Origin of the sequence: Streptomyces sp. NPDC050738, from assembly GCF_040654175.1 — a bacterium.
GTDB lineage: Bacteria > Actinomycetota > Actinomycetes > Streptomycetales > Streptomycetaceae > Streptomyces.
On sequence record NZ_JBFAHN010000006.1, the window covers coordinates 450,294 to 470,132 of the forward strand.

A 19,839-nucleotide genomic window follows, 5' to 3' on the forward strand; every position below is an offset into this window, starting at 1 on the left:
TCCCACGCGTCGAAAAAGGGCAGCACGACTGCAGCCGGTAGCTGCATACCCACCCAGCGCTACGGATCATAACTATCCGTGGCAGCGCATTGATCCGTGCACGGCAGCACGGGGGGCGCATGCCCGCCGGGCATCCCCTAGGTTCATGCCATGCCGACCAACTCGCCGAAGCAGCTCTCGTTCCCGCGCCAGTACGCACGGACCCAGCGCTTCACCCTCGGCGCCCCGCGCGCTTTCACCGTCTCGCCCGACGGGAACCATGTCCTGTTTCTGCGCTCTCCTTCCGGCACCGACCGGGCGGGCGGCCTCTGGGCGCTGTCGCTCGACGAACCGGCCGGCCCGGCCGAACGCCTGGTCGCCGACCCGCAGGCGCTGCTCGGCGGCACCGCGGAGAAGCTCTCCGCGCAGGAGCGGGCGCGCCGTGAGCGCAGCAGGGAGGGTTCGGCGGGCATCGTCGGTTACGCGGTTGACGCCGAGGCCTCCCTCGCGGCCTTCGCGCTCTCGGGCCGCCTCTTCACGGCCGAGGTGAGGACCGGGGCCACCCGCGAACTCCCCGTGCCGGGACCGGTGCTCGACCCCCGCCCCTCCCCCGACGGCCTGCTCGTCGCGTACGTGGCGAACGGCGCGCTGCGGGTGGTCGGCGCCGACGGCGAGGGCGACAGGGCGCTGGCCGAGCCCGAGGACGCGCGCACGACGTACGGCCTCGCGGAGTTCATCGCGGCCGAGGAGATGCAGCGCAGCCGCGGCTACTGGTGGGCGCCCGACTCGGCCAGGCTGCTGGTCGCGCGGGCCGACGACAGCGCCGTACAGCGGTGGTGGATCGCCGATCCCGCGCATCCGGACCGCGAGCCGGCCGAGGTCGCCTATCCGGCGGCGGGGACGCCCAACGCCGAGGTGCGGCTCTTCGTGCAGGAGCTGGACGGGACCCGCACCGAGGTGGTGTGGGACCGGGCACGCCACCCGTATCTGGCGTCCGTGCACTGGTCGTCCGAGGGCGCGCCGCTGCTTCTCGTCCAGGCGCGCGACCAGCGCAGCCAGCGCTTCCTGGCGGTCGACACGGAGTCGGGTGCCACCCGGACCGTGCACATGGACGAGGACCCGGTGTGGCTGGATCTGTTCCATGGCGTGCCCGCCTGGTCGCCGGACGGAAAGCTCGTACGGATCGCGGACGAGGGCGGGGCGCGGGTCCTCGCGGTGGGCGACCGGACCCTGACCGGCGGGCAGTTGCACGTACGGGCCGTGCTCGACATCTCCGCGTCCGATGTCCTGGTCTCGGCTTCGGCGGGCGAGGAGGCCGCAGCCCCCGAGACCGGGGAGATCCATGTCTACCGGGTCAACGAGCTGGGCGTGGAGCGGATTTCGGACGGCGCGGGCGTCCACTCGGCGGTGCGTTCCGGCCGCGTCACGGTCCTGTCATCGGCCCGGCCGGACCGGCCGGGCACGGTGGTACGGGTGGAGCGGGACGGCAAGGAGGCGGCCACGATCGTCTCGTACGCCGAGAAGCCGTCGCTCACCGCCCGCGTGCAGTTGACCGAGGGGGGCGCACGGAAGATTCCGTGCGCCGTCCTGCTCCCCACCGGTCACCGGGAGTCGGACGGGGTGCTTCCGGTGCTGCTCGACCCGTACGGCGGTCCGCACGGCCAGCGGGTGCTCGCCGCGCAGAATCCCTACCTCACCTCCCAGTGGTTCGCCGACCAGGGCTTCGCCGTGGTCGTCGCCGACGGGCGGGGCACGCCCGGGCGTTCGCCCGGCTGGGAGAAGGCGATCAGGGACAACTTCGTCCTCACCCTGGACGACCAGATCGACGCGCTGCACGGGCTGGCGGAGCAGGGCTTCCCGCTGGACCTCGGCCGGGTCGCCATCCGAGGCTGGTCCTACGGCGGTTACCTCGCCGCGCTCGCGGTGCTGCGCCGTCCGGATGTCTTCCACGCGGGGATCGCCGGGGCGCCGGTGACCGACTGGCGGCTGTACGACACCCACTACACGGAGCGGTACCTCGGGGACCCCACCGCGCAGCCCGAGGCGTACGCGGCAAACTCGCTGGTCACCGACGACGGGCTCACCGAACCGGCCGACCCCGCACGCCCGTTGATGGTCATCCACGGCCTGGCGGACGACAACGTGGTGGCCGCCCACACCCTGCGGCTCTCCTCGGCGCTGCTGGCGGCAGGCCGCCCGCACGAGGTGCTGCCGCTCAGCGGTGTCACCCACATGACGCCGCAGGAGCAGGTGGCCGAGAATCTGCTCCTGCTCCAAGTGGACTTCCTCAAGCGGTCGTTGGGCCTGAGCTAGTCACCATCCGGGCGGCGGAGCACTGGGCGGCGGCGGCCCGAATCCGGGCTGCTGCCACGACGGGGCCGGACGGAATCCGGCCTCGTCGCTCACGCCCCGGCGGGCGAACACGAGCAGCACCACCACACCGGCCAGCAGATAGAACAGCTGGAGGTAGACGGCCAGTTGGCCACGGGCGGGCAGTTCGTCGATGTGCGGGAACGCCTTGTGGCGCACCATGGACGAGAGGAAGATCCCGCCCGCACCCGCCAGGACGAGGCCCACCACAAGACCCAGCGGCCGGGAGAACCGGGCGCGGGCCACCGCGGCCACGGCCGCCACCAGGCTCAGTGCGCCGAGGGTCACGTTCAGCCAGCCGGCCGGGACCCCGAGCAGCGGGGTGTAGAGGCCTGCCTCGCCGGTGAAGCGGTGCTCGTACGCCCGCCGGCTGATGTCCATCACGTCGACGGCCGTCCATCCCTCCAGGGCCAGCGCCGCACCCCCGGCAACTCCCAGGAAGACAAAGGCGGTTACTCCCGCGCCCAGCCGAGGCCGGGTCGGCACCGGATCATCCGCTCCGTCGGCGGGCCCGCGCCCCGCGGCCGCCACGATCAGCAGGACGAGAGCGCCCGCCAGCGCGGCGAAGGCGCTCCACAGGGCCCGATCGCGCAGATCGTGCCCGGACCACTGCCGCATCCAGTCGGCGCGGACCACCCAGAGCGCGGGCAGCCGCACCACCAGCGTGATCACGGCCGCTGCGACCAACGCCTGGGCGGCCAGCGGGGATCGGAGGGCGGCGAGAGCCACGGCGACGTACACGACGACCAGCAGCAGGTCGTACGGCGTGGTCGTCAGCGAGGCCTGCCCGAGCCCGGAGGGCCCGGATTCCCAGAACCGCCACAACTGGGCGGGGCCGTCCGCAGTCGTGAGGTCGCGCACGATCCATGCCGCGACGATCAGCGCGAGCAGCACACAGACGACGGCGCCGGTGACGCGGGCCCCACGGGTGAGTAGCACGCTCGCGATAATCCACTGCGGTACGGCAGTTGAACAAGAGGTACGGCAGCGGCCGGGCGACCGGCCGGAACGACATGGCGCGTCCCGGCCGATCTACGGCACCCGCACGGCCGTACGCTGTTCAGGTTGTCGCGTTCGTATATCGGAGTTGCGACAGTCAAGTTGCCTGCGTGTTAACGAATTTGATCCGCATATTTCATCCGATGCCGGATGTAGAGATTGCCTGTCAAGCACGTCATCACGTCAATCTGCAAAACCTTCGCTCAAGATGCGCATGCGCCCCATACCTTTCCTTCCCAAGCCCTTGACTCGCGTAGATATCGCTTGCCACAGTCCGCTCAGCTGCGACGACTGCAGACGAGATTCACACAGCGGGGGCAGAGTGATGACCAGTCCATCTCAGGCTGCGGCAGCCGGAGTTGACGCCCCTTCTCTGGACCCCGGTCTCGCACCCGGCGGGCCCGGCGGAGGTCCGGTCAAACTGGAGGGGCGTTCTCCGGGCCAGATCATGTGGCGCCGTTTCAAACGGGACCGTACGGGCGTCGTGTCCGCATTCATCGTCCTGTTCTTCTTCATCGTGGCGCTGGCCGCACCACTGATCTCGAAGATGTACGGAAAGAACCCGACCGCCACCTACGGCCTCGACAAGCCCGGTCTCCTCAATGAGTTCGGCTATCCGATCAAGGCGAACGGCGGCATCGACAGCAACTTCTGGTTCGGCATCGAACCGACGCTGGGCCGCGACGTGTTCATGCAGTTGGTCTACGGAATCCGGACCTCGCTGCTGATCGCCGTCGCGGCCACGATCCTCTGCGTGGTCACCGGGGTCCTGATCGGGGTCACGGCCGGCTATGTGGGCGGCAGGGCCGACTACTTCCTCGGCCGTTTCATCGATCTGCTGCTCGCCTTCCCCGCCCAGCTCTCCTTCGTCGCCTTCACCCCGGTCGTCTACTCGCTCTTCGTGAGCCCCGACAAGGAGACGCCCACCTACCTGCGGGTGGTGACGCTGATCCTGGTGCTGTGGTTCCTGGGCTGGATGGGCCTGGCCCGGCTGCTGCGCGGGCAGGTGCTCAGCCTGCGCGAAAGGGAGTTCGTGGAAGCGGCCCGGGTCACCGGCGCATCCCCGTGGCGGATCATCCGCCAGGAGCTGATCCCCAATCTGTGGACGCCGATCCTGATCCAGTCGACGCTGATGCTGCCGTCGTTCGTGACCATCGAGGCCGGTCTCTCCTTCATCGGCGTCGGCATCCTCGAACCGACGCCCGACTGGGGCCGGATGTTCGCCAACGGCGCCCAGTACTACGTCAGCGACCTGACCTACCTGTTCTTCCCCGGCATCGCGATGATCGTCTTCGTGGTCGCCTTCAACCTGCTGGGGGATTCGGTCCGGGATGCGTTCGATCCCCGGACCAAGCACTGAGCACCACGTACCGAGCACCAGGAACAGCGCGAAGAGCACGTCACATCAGGGCAACGATGGACAGGCAGGTGCGACATTTCATGAGGAAAACCGTGATGAGCAGAGTACGGCTGGCAGCCGTCGCTCTTGCGGCGGGGGCACTGGCGCTCACCGCCTGCAGCAGCGGAGGCGGGGGCGGAAGCGGCGAGAAGAACTCGTCCGCCCCGACCAAGGACAACAACAAGGCGGAGAACTACTCCCTCGGCACCGCGGCGGACTCCACAGGCCCCGCCGCCGAGGTCCCCGGCGCCAAGAAGGGCGGGGCGATCACCGTCCTGCAGCGCGACGCCTTCAACCACCTGGACCCGGGCCAGATCTACTACTCCGACGTCCTCACCGTGCAGATGCTCTACAACCGCACGCTCACCTCCTACAAGGTGGCGCAGGACGGCACGGTCAAGGTCGTCGGCGACCTCGCCACCGACACCGGCACGTCCTCCGACGGCGGCAAGACCTGGAAGTACACGCTCAAGGACAACCTGAAGTTCGAGGACGGCTCGCCCATCACCTCGCAGGACGTGCGCTGGGGCATCGAGCGGCTGTACGCGCCCTTCGAGACCGACGGCCCGCTCTACATCCCGCAGTGGCTGTCCGGCGAGGGCGTCTCCTTCCGCAAGGCGCTGCCGAACGGCCCGTACGACGGCAAGCACCTGCCCGACTCGGTGCTCTCGACGCCGGACGCCAAGACCATCATCTTCCACTTCCTGAAGCCGCACGCCGACGCCCCTTACGCGGTCGCCATGCCCAACGTCGGCGCGATCAAGCAGGCGAAGGACACCAAGCAGAAGTACGACAACGCCCCCTTCTCGTCCGGCCCTTACAAGGTCGGCACGTACAAGGTCGGCAAGTCGCTGACACTGGTGAAGAACACCAACTGGGACCCGAAGACGGACCCGATCCGCCACCAGTACGTCGACTCCTTCAACATCGACTTCGGCCATCAGTTCGCCGACTCGACCCGGCGCTTCCTCGCCGACCAGGGCGAGGACAAGAACGGCCTCTCGTTCTCGAACGCGGTGGCCCCCGAGCTGACGCAGAAGGTCCTCTCGGACTCCACGGCCAAGGCGCGCAGCTTCGTCGAGGTCCAGCCCTACGTCGACTACATCAGCTTCAACATGACGCGCCTCAAGGACCCCGAAGTCCGCAAGGCGCTCGCGTACGCGATGCCCAACAGCCAGATCCTGCAGCAGAACGGCGGCGCCACGGCCGGCGAGGTCGCCACCAACCTGCTCTCCCCCTCGCTCGCGGGGTGGAAGGCATCCGACCCGTACGGCAAGAAGACGCACCCCGCCGGTGACACGGCCAAGGCCAAGGAGATCCTGACCAAGGCCAACAAGCTCAACACCGAGATCGTCTACGGCTACCCGAACACGGACGTCCAGCAGAAGGTCTCCGTGGTCATCACCCAGGCGCTGGAGCGGGCCGGCTTCAAGGTCCAGAAGAAGGAGATCGACTCCAACGTCTGGCGGACCGCGATCGCCGAGGTGGGCAACAAGTTCGACATCTACCGCACCTCGTGGGGCGCCGACTGGCCGGTCGCTTCCACCGTCGTCCCGCTGCTGTACGACGGCCGGACGATCGCCGACGGCGGTTCGAACTACGCGCACATCAACGTCCCCGGAGTGAACTCCGAGATCGACCGCATCAACGCGGTGCCCGACGTGAAGACCGCCGCCCCCGAGTGGATGACGCTCGCGGACAAGATCTTCACCGAGGACATCCCCGGCGTTCCGACCTTCTACAACAAGCAGTACTCGCTGTGGGGTTCGAACGTCGGAGGGGTCAAGTACCACTCCGTGTACGGCACGGTCGACCCGACCGCCGTGTTCGTGAAGTAGCACGTCCGCGTCCGCTGCCGCCGCCCGCCCACACCAGGGGCGGCGGCAGCGGGCAGGTCCTCTCTCCCCCGCCTGAACCGCCGGCCTTCACGGGAAGAACCGCGACACCATGCTTCGATTCCTGGCCCGCCGCTCGCTCGGCGCACTCGTCATCATCCTGCTGATCAGCGCGATCACGTTCTTCCTGTTCTTCGCGATCCCCTCGCAGCCCGCGCTGATGTCCTGCGGAAAGAACTGCACCCCGGGCGCGATCGCCCTCATCAACAAGAACCTGGGCCTCGACCAGCCCGTCCCGGTCCAGTACTGGCACTACATGTCCGGGATCTTCGTGGGCCGCGACTTCTCCGTGGGCCACTGCCCGGCGCCCTGCCTCGGCTACTCCTTCTCCAACCAGCAGCCGGTCTGGGGCACCATCGTCGACCGCTTCCCGACGACGCTCTCGCTCACGCTCGGCGGAGCCTTCGTCTTCCTGATCGTCGGCGTCGGCATCGGCATGATCGCCGCCGCCCGCCGGGGCACGTACATCGACAAGCTCTTCAGCTCGCTGTCGCTGATCGGCAACTCGCTGCAGATCTACTTCGTCGGCACGCTCGCCCTCGCCTTCTTCGTCAGCGGCATCGGCCTCCTGGACGAACCCGCGTACCACCCCTTCACCGAGAACCCGGGCAAGTGGTTCGCGGGCATGCTGCTGCCCTGGCTGGTGCTCTCCATCATCTTCATCGCCAACTACAGCCGTATGACCCGCTCGCAGATGATCGAGCAGCTGGAGGAGGAACACGTGCGCACGGCCCGCGCGAAGGGCATGAGCCGCTCCACGGTCTTCTTCCGCTACGCCTGGCGCGGTGCGCTCGCGCCGATCGTCACCATCTTCGGCATCGACCTGGGCAGCCTCTTCGGCGGCGCCATCATCACCGAGTTCACCTTCAATCTGCACGGCCTGGGCCGGCTGGCCGTCGACTCCGTGGGCCAGACCGATCTGCCCACGCTGATGGGGGTGATGCTCGTCGGCTGCAGCGCCATCGTGGTCGCCAACATCATCGTCGACGCCGCCTACGCCTACATCGACCCGCGCGTGCGCCTGTCCTAGGAGCCCACTTCCGTGACCACTCTGACCAAACCGGAGGGATCCCCGGCGCCCTCCTCCGCCGGGTCCGCGTTCCTGTCCGTACGCGATCTGTACGTCCACTTCTCCACCGAGGACGGCACCGTCAAGGCCGTCGACGGCCTCTCCTTCGATCTGGAGCGCGGCAAGACGCTCGGCATCGTCGGCGAGTCCGGCTCCGGCAAGTCGGTCACCAACCTGTCCGTACTGGGCCTGCACGACCCCCGCCACACCGAGACCCGCGGCGAAATCATCCTGGACGGACAGGAGATGACGGGTGCGGGCGAGCGCACCCTGGAGAAGCTGCGCGGCAACAAGGTCGCGATGATCTTCCAGGACTCCCTCACCGCGCTCTCGCCGTACTACACGATCGGCCGCCAGATCTCCGAGCCGTACCGCAAGCACCGCGGCGTCTCCAAGAAGGAGGCCTGGGACCGGGCGGTGGAGATGCTCGGCAAGGTCGGCATCCCCAATCCGCGGCTCCGGGCGAACGACTACCCCCACCAGTTCTCCGGCGGAATGCGCCAGCGTGCGATGATCGCGATGTCGCTGGTCTGCAACCCCGAACTGCTCATCGCGGACGAGCCGACGACGGCCCTGGACGTCACGGTCCAGGCGCAGATCCTCGACCTGCTCTCCGACCTGCAGCAGGAGTTCGGCTCGGCGATCATCCTGATCACCCACGACCTGGGGGTGGTCGCCAATGTCGCGGACGACCTCCTGGTGATGTACGCGGGCCGGGCGGTGGAGCGCGGTTCCGTACGGGAGGTACTCAAGTCCCCGCAACACCCTTACACCTGGGGCCTGTTGGGATCCATGCCCCGGCTGACGTCGGACGTGAACGAGCCCCTCACACCGATCCCCGGCACCCCGCCGAGCCTGCTCGACCCGCCGTCCGGCTGCGCCTTCCATCCGCGCTGCACCTTCCCCTCCGAGGTGGGCGGCGGCCGGTGCGAGAGCGAACGGCCGCAGATCCCGGCGGGACGCGGCGCGGCCTGCCACCTCACCGCGGACCAGAAGCAGTCCCTCTTCATCGAGCAGATCAAGCCCCGTCTCGGGCTGTCCCAGTCCTAGGTCTTAGGAGCGACACACCATGGCTCAAGAGGCCACCATCCCCGCGCCCAGGGACAAGGCGTCCGCCGCACCCGGCGAGGTTCTGCTCACCGCCGAGGGGCTGACCAAGCACTTCCCGATCATGGGCGGCTTCCCCGTCAAGCGCCGGGTCGGCGCCGTACAGGCGGTGGACGGCATCGACCTGCACATCTACCAGGGCGAGAGCTTCGGCCTGGTGGGCGAGTCGGGCTGCGGCAAGTCGACCACGGGGCGGCTGCTGACCCGCCTCCTGGAGCCGACGGCCGGCAAGCTCACCTACCGGGGCCAGGACATCACCCACGCGAACCGCCGCCAGCTGGCGCCGATCCGCTCCGAGATCCAGATGATCTTCCAGGATCCGTACTCCTCGCTCAATCCGCGCCAGACGGTCGGCAAGATCATCTCGGGTCCGATGGAGATCAACAACATCAACCCGGCCGGCGGCCGGGAGACCCGGGTGCGCGAACTCCTGGAGATCGTCGGCCTCAACCCCGAGCACTTCAACCGCTTCCCGCACGAGTTCTCCGGCGGCCAGCGCCAACGCATCGGCGTGGCAAGGGCGTTGGCCCTGGAACCCAGGCTCATCATCGCCGACGAACCCGTCTCGGCCCTGGACGTCTCCATCCAGGCCCAGGTGGTCAACCTGCTCCAGGAACTGCAGCGCGAACTGGACATCGCGTTCCTGTTCATCGCCCACGACCTGGCGGTGGTACGCCACTTCTCGCACCGCGTGGCCGTGATGTACCTGGGGAAGATCGTCGAGGTCGGCGACCGCGACGCGATCTACCTCCGCCCCCGCCACCCCTACACCCACGCCCTGCTGTCCGCGGTCCCCGAGGCCGCCCTCTCCGACTCCGAAGAGGACAGCAGCCGCGAGCGCATCAGGCTGGCGGGCGACGTCCCGTCCCCGGTCAACCCGCCATCGGGCTGCCGCTTCCGTACGCGCTGCTGGAAGGCCCAGGACAAGTGCGCCGCCGAGGAGCCCCCGCTGGTGCAGATCTCCGGCAACGGCGCCGGCCACCTCACGGCCTGCCACTTCCCCGAGGACCCCACCACAGACGCCGCGGACCGGGCGGAGGACATCATCCTCGACCCGGCCCTGCGCACCCTGGAAAGCGAGTAACTACCCCTGGGACGGCGGCACCACGACCTTCTCCTCCGCGAAGTGGCAGGCCGAGTCGTGCTGCGCCGGCCCCTTCTCCAGCCGGAACACCGCCGGCACCGCCAGCTCGGGAACCTCCTGCGCGCACCGCTCCTGCGCCTTCCAGCACCGGGTGCGGAAGCGGCAGCCCGACGGCGGGTTGGCGGGCGAGGGCACATCGCCGGCCAGGATGATCCGCTCGCGCTGCGCGCGGGCCTCCGGGTCCGGTACGGGGACCGCCGAGAGCAGCGCCTGGGTGTAGGGGTGCGTCGGGTGCTCGTAGATCTGCTCGTCGGTCCCGATCTCCGCCATCCGCCCCAGGTACATCACCCCGACCCGGTCGGAGATGTGCCGCACGATGGAGAGGTCGTGCGCGATGAAGACGTAGCTCAGATTGAACTCGGTCTGCAGCTTGTCCAGCAGGTTCACCACCTGCGCCTGCACGGAGACGTCGAGCGCCGAGACCGGCTCGTCGGCCACGATGATCTCCGGCTGCAGCGCGAGCCCGCGCGCGATGCCGATGCGCTGGCGCTGACCGCCGCTGAACTGGTGCGGATAGCGGTTGATGTACTCCGGGTTGAGCCCGACGACGTCCAGCAGATCCTGGACCTTCTTGCGCCGGTCGCCCTTGGGCGCCACCTCGGGGTGGATCTCGTACGGCTCCCCGATGATGTCGCCGACCGTCATCCGGGGGTTCAGCGAGGTGTACGGGTCCTGGAACACCATCTGGATGTTGCGCCGTACGGCCTTGAGCGCACGTCCGGACATCGTCGTGATGTCCTCGCCCTTGTACTTGATCTGCCCGGCGGTCGGCCGCTCCAGGTTCACCAGCATCCTGGCCACCGTGGATTTCCCGCAGCCCGACTCCCCCACGATGCCCAGCGTCTCGCCGGCCGCGAGGTCGAAGGAGATCCCGTCGACCGCCTTGACCGCGCCGACCTGCTTCCTGATGAGGATGCCCTGGGTGAGCGGGTAGTGCTTGACGAGGTCGCGGACCTCGAGGATCGGCTCAGGCTGCGTCGTTGTCACCGAGTGTCTCCTTCCAGAAGTGGCAGGCGCTCTGACGCGTCTCGGACACCTTGGCGAGCGGCGGTACGTCGCTGCGGCACACGTCCTGAGCCATCGGGCAACGCGGGTTGAAGGCGCAACCCGGCGGGATGCGCAGCAGGTTGGGCGGCAGGCCCTTGATCGCGTAGAGCTCCTGGCCCTTCTGGTCCAGGCGCGGAATCGACTGCAGCAGACCCTTGGTGTACGGGTGCGCCGGGGCCTTGTAGATCTCGTGCACCGGCGCCGTCTCGACGATCCGGCCCGCGTACATCACCGCGATCTTGTCGGCGACGTCGGCGACGACTCCCAGGTCGTGGGTGATGAGGATGAGCCCCATGTTGAGCTCGCGCTGCAACTCCGCGAGCAGGTCCATGACCTGGGCCTGGACGGTCACGTCCAGCGCGGTGGTCGGCTCGTCCGCGATGATCAGCGAGGGCTCCAGGGCCAGCGCCATGGCGATCATGATGCGCTGGCGCATACCGCCGGAGAACTGGTGCGGATACTGCCCGACCCGCTCCTTGGCGGCCGGGATCCGCACCCGGTCCATCAGCTCGACGGCCTTGGTCTTCGCGTCCTTGCGGGACAACCCCTTGTGGACGGTGAACAGTTCACCGATCTGCTCGCCCACCGTCAGTACGGGATTGAGCGAGGAGAGCGCGTCCTGGAAGATCATGGCCATTTCCTGGCCACGGACCTTCCGCCGCTCCTCGCCCTTGAGCTTCAGCAGATCCTGGCCCTTGAAGAGGATCTCTCCGCCGGAGATCTTGCCGGGCGGCATGTCGAGGATGCCCATGATCGCCTGCGCGGTGACCGACTTGCCGGACCCCGACTCACCGAGCACGGCGAGCGTCTCGCCCTCGGCCACCGAGTAGTTGACCCCGTTGACCGCCTTGGCCACACCGTCGCGGGTGTGGAACTCCACGTGCAGATCGCGCACTTCGAGCAGCATGGGCGCTTACCTCAGTTTGGGGTCGAGGGCGTCGCGCACCGCGTCGCCGAGCATGATGAACGCGAGCACCGTCAGCGCCAGCGCGCCGGCCGGGTAGAGCACCATGTGCGGTGCGTTGCGCATGTAACCGGAGGCCGCGGAGATGTCGATGCCCCAGGAGATGGCCGGCTCCTTGAGCCCGACCCCGAGGTAGGAGAGCGTCGCCTCCAGCGAGATGTACGTCCCCAGCGCGATGGTCGCCACGACGATGACGGGCGCGATGGCGTTCGGTGCGACGTGGCGCAGCATCATCCGCGAGTTGCTCGCGCCCAGTGCCCGCGCCGCCTGCACGAAGTCGTTCTGTTTGACCGTGATCACCGATCCGCGGGCGATACGGGCGATCTGCGGCCAGCCCAGCAGGACCATGAAGCCGATCACCGGCCAGACCGTGGTGCCCGGCACCACGGACAGGAACACCAGACCGCCGAGCACGACCGGGATACCGAAGAAGATGTCGCTGATCCGGGAGAGCACCGAGTCCGACCAGCCGCCGAAGAACCCGGCGAGCGCACCGAGGACGCTGCCGAGGATCGCCACTCCGAGGGTCGCGCAGACGCCGACGGTCACCGACGTACGCGTGCCGTAGACGACCCGGGTGTAGACGTCGCGGCCCTGCGGGTCGTAGCCGAAGGGGTGGCCGGGCGACGAGCCCTGCTGGGCCTTGGAGAGGTCGGCCCTGAGCGGGTTGCCGCCCGCGATGAGCGAGGGCCAGAGCGAGATGATCACCAGGAAGACGATCACGAGACCGGAGATGATGAAGACCGGGTTGCGGCGCAGCTCGCGCCACGCGTCCGACCAGAGACTGCGGGCCTTCTCGGAGGGGTCCTTGGGGGGACGCCCGCCGTCCACGGTGCCGGCCTCGCTCACCGCGAGGTCCATTGCGCCGCCGGCACCGGTGCCGGCGATGGCGGGGTCGTAAGGCTGCGGCTCAGGCATATCGGATCCTCGGGTCCAGTACGGCGTAGAGAAGGTCGACGATGAGGTTCGCCAGCAGGAAGACCAGGACCAGGATGGTCACGAAGCCGACGACCGTCTGGGTGCTCTGGCGGAGAATGCCCTGGTAGAGCTGGTAGCCGACGCCATGGATGTTGAAGATCCGCTCGGTGACGATCGCGCCGCCCATCAGGGCCCCGATGTCCGTACCGATGAAGGTGACCACCGGGATCAGCGAGTTGCGCAGCAGGTGGCGGACGACGATCCGCCGTCTGGGCAGCCCCTTCGCGACGGCCGTGCGCACATAGTCCGCGCGGGCGTTCTCCGCGATCGACGTCCTGGTCAGCCGGGTGACGTACGCCAGCGAGACGGAGGCCAGGACGAGCCCCGGAATGAGCAGTTCGTTGAACGGGGCGTCGGAGGAGACCGTCGGTTTGATGACCCCCCACTGGACACCGAGCAGCAGCTGCAGCATCAGACCGGTGACGAAGGTGGGGATCGCGATGACCACCAGGGTCAGCATCAGCACCAGGGTGTCGACGGGGCGGCCGCGCCGCAGCCCGGTGACCACACCGAGGCTGATGCCGATGACGACCTCGAAGACGATCGCGACGATGGTCAGCCTGATGGTGACCGGGAAGGCGGTGGACATCAGCTCGGTGACCTTCTGGCCGTTGAAGGCCGTACCGAAGTCGCCGGTGAAGACATTGCCCATGTAGGTCAGGTATTGCTGCCACACCGGCTTGTCGAGGCCGAACTCCTTGCTGAGCTGGGCGGCCGTCGCGGGGTCGCACTGCTTGTCGCCGCAGAGGCCCGCGATGGGATCGCCCATGACGTTCACCATCAGGAAGATCAGCAGCGTGGTGCCGAAGAAGACCGGGATCATCTGCAGCAGACGCCGGATCACATAACGTCCCATGAAGGGCTCCGGGGGTCGTGGTCGTGGTCGTGGGAAGGGGTGCGGCCCGGCGCGAGGTGCGCGCCGGGCCGTCTGCCTTCGGGCGTCAGTTGACCTTGATCTCGTTGTAGACCGGGACGCTGAACTGGTTCAGCGCGACGTTCGAGACCTTGTCCGAGTAGCCGGCGCTGCCGTTCTGGTACCAGAGCGGAATGGCGCCCATCTGGTCCCGCAGTACGCCTTCGGCCTGCTGGAAGAGGGAGACGGCCTTGGCCGTGTCCGTCTCCGCGTTGGCCTGGTCGACGAGCTTGTCGAACTCGGGGTTGGTCCACAGGCCGTCGTTGGACGAGGCGTTGGTGTAGTACAGCGGCTGCAGGAAGTTCTGGATCAGCGGGTAGTCCATCTGCCACCCGGCCCGGAACGGACCCGTCATCTTGTGCTGGCCGATCTGGTTGCGGAAGTCCGCGAAGGTGCCGACCGGGGAGCCGACACACGCCGAGTCCTTGCCCAGGGCGTTGTTGATGCTGTTGCAGACCGCGTCGACCCACTCCTTGTGGGAGCCGGTGTCGGCGTTGTACGAGATCTTCAGCTGGCCGCCGGGGATGCCGCCGCCCTCGGCGATCAGCTTCTTGGCCTCGGCCGCGTTGTACTCGCAGCCGTCACCGCAGAGGCCCTCCTTGAACCCGCCGTCCGCACCGAGGACCGGGGAGGTCCAGTCGGATGCCGGGGTGCGGGTCTTCTGGAAGATCGTGTCGGTGATCTGCTCGCGGTTGATCGCCATCGACAGGCCCTTGCGGACCTTGACCGCGCCCGGGGTGTTCCAGTCCTTGTCGTAGAACGGGAAGGCGAGGGTCTGGATGATGCCGGCGGGGGTGTTGATGTACCGGTCGCCCAGGTCGTTCTTGACGTTCTTGAGCTGAGAGGCGGGCACGTCGTCGACGAGGTCGAGGTTGCCGGCGATCAGGTCGGTGTAGGCGGTGTTGTTGTCGGTGTAGACCTTCAGGTCCACGCCGCCGTTCTGCGCCTTGTCGTCGCCCGGGTAGTCGTCCCACTTGCGCAGGCTCATCTGCGAGCCCTTGGTGTACGAGTCCACGGTGTACGGGCCGTTGCCGATGGGCTTGGAGAGCCAGGCGTCGTGGTCGTCGAAGAACGCCTTGGGCAGCGGGGCGTAGGCCGCGTAGCCCAGGGTGTCGGGGAACGTCGAGAACTTCTGGTTGAGCTTGATCGTGAAGGTCTGGTCGCCGGTGACCTTCAGCCCGGAGAGGGTGTCGGCGGACGCCGTGCCCGACTCCGGGTGGACCTTGTCGTAGCCCTCGATGTAGCCGAAGAAGTAGGCGTTCTTCTGGCTGTTCTTCAGCAGGGCACCGTAGTTCCAGGCGTCCACGAACGACTTCGCGGTGATCTTCTCGCCGTTGGAGAAGGTCCAGCCGGTCTTGACCGTGACCGTGAAGTTCTGCGAGTCCGAGGACTCGATCTTCTCGGCGAGCGCGTCCTTGGCCGCACCGGTCTTCGGGTCGTACCGCTTCAGTCCGCGGAACAGCATGTCGAGGACCTTGCCGCCCTGGACCTCGTTGGTGTTCGCCGGTTCCAGCGGGTTCTGCGGGTCGCCCCACGAGGAGCTGACCACCCCACCGCTGCCACCGCTGCCGCCGCTGTCCCCCCCGCCGCCGCAGGCGGTCGCCGCCAGGGCAACGACGACCGCGCATGCGGTCCACTTGGCGTGCGTGGCTCCGCGCATGGAGTGCCTCCTCAGGTCCTCAAGTCTCACTTAGGCCCAAATATGTCCCCACACCAGACTTAATGCACGTTTATCGGCCCCATTTGGACCATTGTGAACCGGGAGGGCTACGCGTTCCGCGTCGCCGGGGCACCGCACGACAAAGCCCCCGTCCGCCGGTGGAATGACCGGCGGACGGGGGCTGAGTCGTAGTGCTCAGGGAGGAATTACGCCGCGTGCACGACGTCCTTCTCCTCGGCGAAGTGACACGCCGACTCATGGGCGGCCGGGGTGTCGGCGCCCTTGAAGCGCTCCGGGATCGCCAGCAGCGGGATGTCGACGGAGCAGCGCTCCTCGGCCTTCCAGCAGCGGGTGCGGAAGCGGCAGCCGGACGGCGGGTTGGCCGGCGAGGGGACGTCACCGGTGAGGATGATCCGCTCGCGGCCCTCGCGGGCCTCCGGGTCGGGGACCGGGACCGCCGACAGCAGCGCCTGGGTGTAGGGGTGCGTCGGGTGGTCGTAGATCTGCTCGTCCGTGCCGATCTCGGCCATCTTGCCGAGGTACATGACTCCGACCCGGTCCGAGATGTGGCGGACGATCGAGAGGTCGTGCGCGATGAAGATGTAGGAGAGGTTGAACTCGTCCTGCAGCTTCTCCATCAGGTTGATGACCTGGGCCTGGACGGAGACGTCCAGGGCGGAGACCGGCTCGTCGCAGATGATGATCTCGGGGTTGAGCGCGAGGCCGCGGGCGATGCCGATGCGCTGGCGCTGGCCGCCCGAGAACTGGTGCGGATAGCGGTTGATGTACTCGGGGTTGAGACCCACCACGTCCAGGAGCTCCTGGACCTTGCGGCGCCGGTCGCCCTTCGGGGCCACCTCGGGGTGGATGTCGAAAGGCTCGCCGATGATGTCGCCCACCGTCATACGGGGGTTGAGCGAGGTGTACGGGTCCTGGAAGACCATCTGGATGTTGCGGCGTACGGCCTTCAGCGCGCGCCCGGACAGCTTGGTGATGTCCTGGCCCTTGTAGAAGACCTCACCCGCGGTCGCCGTCTCCAGCGTCATCAGCAGCCGGGCGACCGTGGACTTGCCACAGCCGGACTCGCCGACGATGCCCAGCGTCTCGCCCTGGTAGAGGTCGAAGGAGATCCCGTCGACCGCCTTCACGGCGCCGATCTGGCGCCGGAAGAGGATGCCCTGGGTGAGCGGGAAGTGCTTGACGAGGTTGCGGACCTGGAGGATCGGCTCACCGCGGTCGACGGGGGCGTCGAGCACGGCCTCCACCTCGGAGGTGGTCGAGGCGTCGACCACGTCCACCTTCGCCAGGTTCGGCGTCGAGTCAGCCATGGATCGTCTCCTTCCAGAAGTGGCACGCGCTGCCGCGGCCGACGAGCTCGCTGCCGTCCTGCTCGGCGACCGGCGCGAGCGCCGGGGTGTCCGTACGGCAGATGTCCTGCGCCATCGGGCAGCGCGGGTTGAACGCACAACCGGACGGGATGGCCAGCAGGTTGGGCGGCAGGCCCTTGATCGCGTACAGCTCCTGGCCCTTCTGGTCCAGGCGCGGGATCGAGTCGAGCAGACCCCGCGTGTACGGGTGCGCCGGGCGCTTGTAGAGCTCGTGCACCGGTGCGGTCTCGACGATCCGGCCCGCGTACATGACCGCGATCTTGTCCGCGACGTCGGCGACGACGCCGAGGTCGTGGGTGATCAGGATCAGACCCATGTTGTACTCGCGCTGGAGCTCGGCGAGCAGGTCCATGACCTGGGCCTGGACCGTCACGTCGAGTGCCGTGGTCGGCTCGTCCGCGATGATCAGGTCCGGCTCGAGGGCCAGCGCCATGGCGATCATGATGCGCTGGCGCATACCGCCGGAGAACTGGTGCGGGTAGTCGTTGATCCGGTCCTTGGCGGCCGGGATCTTGACCTTGTCCATCAGCTCGATGGACCTGGCCTTGGCCTCCTTGCGGGAGAGACCCATGTGCACGCGGTACATCTCGCCGAGCTGATAGCCCACGGAGAGCACGGGGTTGAGGGAGGAGAGCGCGTCCTGGAAGATCATCGCGATCTTCTGGCCGCGGATCTTCCGCCGCTCCTCGTTGGACATCTTGAGCATGTCCTGGCCGCGGAAGAGGATTTCGCCCTGCGGAATCTTCCCCGGCGGCATGTCGAGGATGCCCATGATCGCCTGCGCGGTCACGGACTTGCCCGAGCCGGACTCGCCGAGGACGGCGAGAGTCTCGCCGGCACCGACGCTGTAGTTGACGCCGTTGACGGCCTTGGCGATGCCGTCACGGGTGTGGAACTCGACGTGCAGGTCGCGGACTTCGAGCAGCGGAGAGCTGTCGGAGTCACCCGACCGGGGCGCCGGAACGCTCGCGGTTTCTTCGATGATGGTCACGTCGTACGCCCTCCTCAGCGCAGCTTGGGGTCAAGGGCGTCGCGGACCGCGTCGCCGAGCATGATGAACGCCAGAACCGTGAGCGAGAGCATCGCGCTGGGGAAGAACAGCGCGTGCGGAGCGTTACGGATCGAGGTCTGCGCCGTGGAGATGTCGTTGCCCCACGAGACGGCGCTGGGCGGGAGCCCGATGCCGAGGAAGGACAGCGTCGCCTCGGTGGCGATGTACCCGCCCAGGGCGATCGTGGAGACCACGATGACCGGGGCGATGGCGTTCGGCAGGATGTGCCGGAGCATGATCCGGCCGGTGCTGGCGCCGAGCGCCTTGGCGGCCTGGACGTAGTCCGCCTGCTTGACCGTGATCACCGAACCGCGCATGACGCGGGTGATCTGGACCCAGCCGAGGAAGACCAGCGCGATCACCACGGACCACACGGTGCGGTGGGCGAAGGCGTTGAGCACGACGATCGCGCCGAGGAGCAGCGGGATGCCGAAGAACACGTCGGTCAGCCGGGAGAGCAGCGAGTCGACCCAGCCGCCGAAGTATCCGGCGAGCATGCCGACGATGCCGCCGACGATGGCGACGAGCCCGGTGACGCAGACACCGACGATGACCGACGCGCGGGCACCGTACAGGGTGCGGGCGTAGACCGACCGGCCCTGGACGTCGTAACCGAACCAGTCCTCCTTGAAGAAGTGGCTGTAGTTCGGCTTGCCGAGGTAGTGCTTGGCCAGGTCCGCGTGGGCGGGGTCGACCGAGGTGAAGAGCCCCGGAGCGACGGCGACCAGTACGACGAAGACGATGAGCACCGCGGAGACGACGAAGAACGGATTGCGCCGCAGATCGTGCCAGGCGTCCGACCAGAGGCTGCGCGCCTTCTCCTGAGCGGGAGTCGGAACGGCAGCGGCCGAAGGCTCGGTGTCGGTCTCGGTGGTGGTGGTGAGGGCCTCAGGCATAACGGATCCTCGGGTCCAGAGCGGCGTACAGCAGGTCGACGAGGAGGCTGGTCACCAGATAGACGAGCACCAGGACGGTCACGATGCCGACCACGGTGGCGTTGTCCGACTGGTTGATCGACCGGTAGAGCTCGTTGCCGATGCCGTGCACGTTGAAGATGCCCTCGGTGACGATGGCACCGCCCATCAGCGCGCCGAGGTCCATGCCGAGGTAGGTCACCACGGGGATCAGGGAGTTGCGCATCAGGTGGACACCGATGACCCTGCGGCGCGGGAGCCCCTTGGCGATCGCGGTGCGGATGTAGTCCGCCCGCAGGTTCTCCGCCAGAGAGGTCCGGCTGAGCCGGGCGATGTACGCGAAGGAGAGCGACCCGAGGACGATGCCCGGGAGGATCAACTGCGAGATGTCGGTGGAGTCCTGGACGGTCGGGGTGACCCAGCCGAGCTGGTTGCCGAAGACCGTACGGAAGATGTAGCCGAGCACGAAGATCGGGATCGAGATCAGCAGCAGCGTGAGCACGAGGACGATCTTGTCCGCGATCTTGCCGCGGTTGAGCCCGGAGACCAGACCGAGGGTGAGACCCACGACGATCTCGATGACAAAGGCGACAAAGGCGAGGCGGAGCGTGATCGGGAACGCTTCGCTGATCACGTCGAGGACCTTGCGGCCGGTGACGAAGCTGGTCCCGAAGTTCCCTTGGAAGACCCCACTGATGTAGTGCCAGTACTGCTCCAGCACGGGCCGGTCGAACCAGTACTCGTGCCGCAGTCTGGCCATTGCCTGCGGGTCGGCAGGTCTGTCGCCCCACAGCGCCCGGACGGGGTCACCGGGGAGTGAGTAGACCATCAGAAAGATGAGCAGAGTGGTCCCGATGAACACCGGGATCATCTGGAGCAGTCGCCTTGCGACGTAGCGCCCCATGGAGCCTCCATTGTCAGAGCCGCTCCGGCGACCGGCCCGTTCCCCTCCTTGTGGGAGG

Annotated in this window: 16 protein-coding genes; 6 read left to right on the plus strand and 10 right to left on the minus strand. The window is 67.8% G+C overall.

All coding sequences use genetic code 11. The features are described 5' to 3' along the window. Positions 1-150: 150 nt before the first annotated feature. Positions 151-2,292, plus strand: coding sequence for a prolyl oligopeptidase family serine peptidase (locus AB0H78_RS19085; protein WP_363235596.1), 2,142 nt, complete (start codon positions 151-153; stop codon positions 2,290-2,292). Here AB0H78_RS19085 and AB0H78_RS19090 read toward each other — a convergent pair whose 3' ends face one another. Beyond that, complete coding sequence (locus AB0H78_RS19090) at positions 2,293-3,288, minus strand: hypothetical protein (protein ID WP_363235597.1); 996 nt, start codon at positions 3,286-3,288, stop codon at positions 2,293-2,295. A 385-nt stretch (positions 3,289-3,673) separates the two neighbouring features. On the opposite strand from AB0H78_RS19090, the gene AB0H78_RS19095 reads away from it, so the two are divergent. The 5 genes from AB0H78_RS19095 (at position 3,674) to AB0H78_RS19115 (ending at position 9,902) form a co-directional block, all read left to right on the plus strand. Beyond that, complete coding sequence (locus AB0H78_RS19095; RefSeq protein ID WP_363235598.1) at positions 3,674-4,708, plus strand: ABC transporter permease; 1,035 nt, start codon at positions 3,674-3,676, stop codon at positions 4,706-4,708. Between the two features lie 95 nt (positions 4,709-4,803). Further along, a complete protein-coding gene (locus tag AB0H78_RS19100) occupies positions 4,804-6,585 on the plus strand; it encodes an ABC transporter substrate-binding protein (RefSeq protein WP_363235599.1) in 1,782 nt (593 codons plus the stop codon). Between the two features lie 109 nt (positions 6,586-6,694). After that, the gene (locus AB0H78_RS19105; protein ID WP_363235600.1) at positions 6,695-7,672 is read left to right on the plus strand and encodes an ABC transporter permease; all 978 of its coding nucleotides are present in this window, start codon (positions 6,695-6,697) and stop codon (positions 7,670-7,672) included. A 12-nt stretch (positions 7,673-7,684) separates the two neighbouring features. After that, positions 7,685-8,761, plus strand: a complete 1,077-nt coding sequence (locus AB0H78_RS19110) for an ABC transporter ATP-binding protein (protein ID WP_363235602.1) — start codon at positions 7,685-7,687, stop codon at positions 8,759-8,761. A gap of 19 nt (positions 8,762-8,780) precedes the next feature. After that, positions 8,781-9,902, plus strand: coding sequence for a dipeptide ABC transporter ATP-binding protein (locus AB0H78_RS19115; protein ID WP_363235603.1), 1,122 nt, complete (start codon positions 8,781-8,783; stop codon positions 9,900-9,902). Here the strand turns inward: AB0H78_RS19115 and AB0H78_RS19120 are convergent, their stop codons facing one another. The 9 genes from AB0H78_RS19120 to AB0H78_RS19160 form a co-directional block, all read right to left on the minus strand. After that, the gene (locus tag AB0H78_RS19120; RefSeq protein WP_363235604.1) at positions 9,903-10,949 is read right to left on the minus strand and encodes a dipeptide ABC transporter ATP-binding protein; all 1,047 of its coding nucleotides are present in this window, start codon (positions 10,947-10,949) and stop codon (positions 9,903-9,905) included. Then, positions 10,930-11,916, minus strand: a complete 987-nt coding sequence (locus AB0H78_RS19125) for an ABC transporter ATP-binding protein (protein WP_363235605.1) — start codon at positions 11,914-11,916, stop codon at positions 10,930-10,932. The genes AB0H78_RS19120 and AB0H78_RS19125 overlap by 20 nt, the downstream gene beginning before the upstream one ends. A gap of 6 nt (positions 11,917-11,922) precedes the next feature. Beyond that, positions 11,923-12,891, minus strand: a complete 969-nt coding sequence (locus tag AB0H78_RS19130) for an ABC transporter permease (protein WP_363235607.1) — start codon at positions 12,889-12,891, stop codon at positions 11,923-11,925. Then, entirely contained in the window at positions 12,884-13,807 is a 924-nt protein-coding gene (locus tag AB0H78_RS19135) for an ABC transporter permease (protein WP_363235608.1), read from the minus strand. Before AB0H78_RS19135 ends, AB0H78_RS19130 begins: the two co-directional genes overlap by 8 nt. Positions 13,808-13,892: 85 nt before the next feature. Further along, on the minus strand, positions 13,893-15,524 hold the full coding sequence (locus AB0H78_RS19140; protein WP_363235609.1) for an ABC transporter substrate-binding protein: 1,632 nt from the start codon (positions 15,522-15,524) through the stop codon (positions 13,893-13,895). A 206-nt stretch (positions 15,525-15,730) separates the two neighbouring features. After that, positions 15,731-16,852, minus strand: coding sequence for a dipeptide ABC transporter ATP-binding protein (locus AB0H78_RS19145; RefSeq protein ID WP_363235610.1), 1,122 nt, complete (start codon positions 16,850-16,852; stop codon positions 15,731-15,733). Further along, positions 16,845-17,903: an ABC transporter ATP-binding protein gene (locus AB0H78_RS19150; RefSeq protein WP_363235611.1), complete on the minus strand. Its 1,059-nt coding sequence runs from the start codon at positions 17,901-17,903 to the stop codon at positions 16,845-16,847. Before AB0H78_RS19150 ends, AB0H78_RS19145 begins: the two co-directional genes overlap by 8 nt. A gap of 14 nt (positions 17,904-17,917) precedes the next feature. After that, entirely contained in the window at positions 17,918-18,859 is a 942-nt protein-coding gene (locus tag AB0H78_RS19155) for an ABC transporter permease (protein WP_363235612.1), read from the minus strand. After that, entirely contained in the window at positions 18,852-19,781 is a 930-nt protein-coding gene (locus AB0H78_RS19160) for an ABC transporter permease (protein WP_363235614.1), read from the minus strand. The genes AB0H78_RS19155 and AB0H78_RS19160 overlap by 8 nt, the downstream gene beginning before the upstream one ends. Positions 19,782-19,839: the final 58 nt, after the last annotated feature.

Excerpts from the sequence above, each read along its gene's own strand:
- AB0H78_RS19085 (WP_363235596.1), top strand. The coding sequence starts at position 151 with ATGCCGACCAACTCGCCGAAGCAGCTCTCGTTCCCGCGCCAGTACGCA.
- AB0H78_RS19095 (WP_363235598.1), top strand. The coding sequence starts at position 3,674 with ATGACCAGTCCATCTCAGGCTGCGGCAGCCGGAGTTGACGCCCCTTCT.
- AB0H78_RS19100 (WP_363235599.1), top strand. The coding sequence starts at position 4,804 with ATGAGCAGAGTACGGCTGGCAGCCGTCGCTCTTGCGGCGGGGGCACTG.
- AB0H78_RS19105 (WP_363235600.1), top strand. The coding sequence starts at position 6,695 with ATGCTTCGATTCCTGGCCCGCCGCTCGCTCGGCGCACTCGTCATCATC.
- AB0H78_RS19115 (WP_363235603.1), top strand. The coding sequence starts at position 8,781 with ATGGCTCAAGAGGCCACCATCCCCGCGCCCAGGGACAAGGCGTCCGCC.
- AB0H78_RS19125 (WP_363235605.1), bottom strand. The coding sequence starts at position 11,916 with ATGCTGCTCGAAGTGCGCGATCTGCACGTGGAGTTCCACACCCGCGAC.
- AB0H78_RS19130 (WP_363235607.1), bottom strand. The coding sequence starts at position 12,891 with ATGCCTGAGCCGCAGCCTTACGACCCCGCCATCGCCGGCACCGGTGCC.
- AB0H78_RS19135 (WP_363235608.1), bottom strand. The coding sequence starts at position 13,807 with ATGGGACGTTATGTGATCCGGCGTCTGCTGCAGATGATCCCGGTCTTC.
- AB0H78_RS19140 (WP_363235609.1), bottom strand. The coding sequence starts at position 15,524 with ATGCGCGGAGCCACGCACGCCAAGTGGACCGCATGCGCGGTCGTCGTT.
- AB0H78_RS19145 (WP_363235610.1), bottom strand. The coding sequence starts at position 16,852 with ATGGCTGACTCGACGCCGAACCTGGCGAAGGTGGACGTGGTCGACGCC.
- AB0H78_RS19155 (WP_363235612.1), bottom strand. The coding sequence starts at position 18,859 with ATGCCTGAGGCCCTCACCACCACCACCGAGACCGACACCGAGCCTTCG.
- AB0H78_RS19160 (WP_363235614.1), bottom strand. The coding sequence starts at position 19,781 with ATGGGGCGCTACGTCGCAAGGCGACTGCTCCAGATGATCCCGGTGTTC.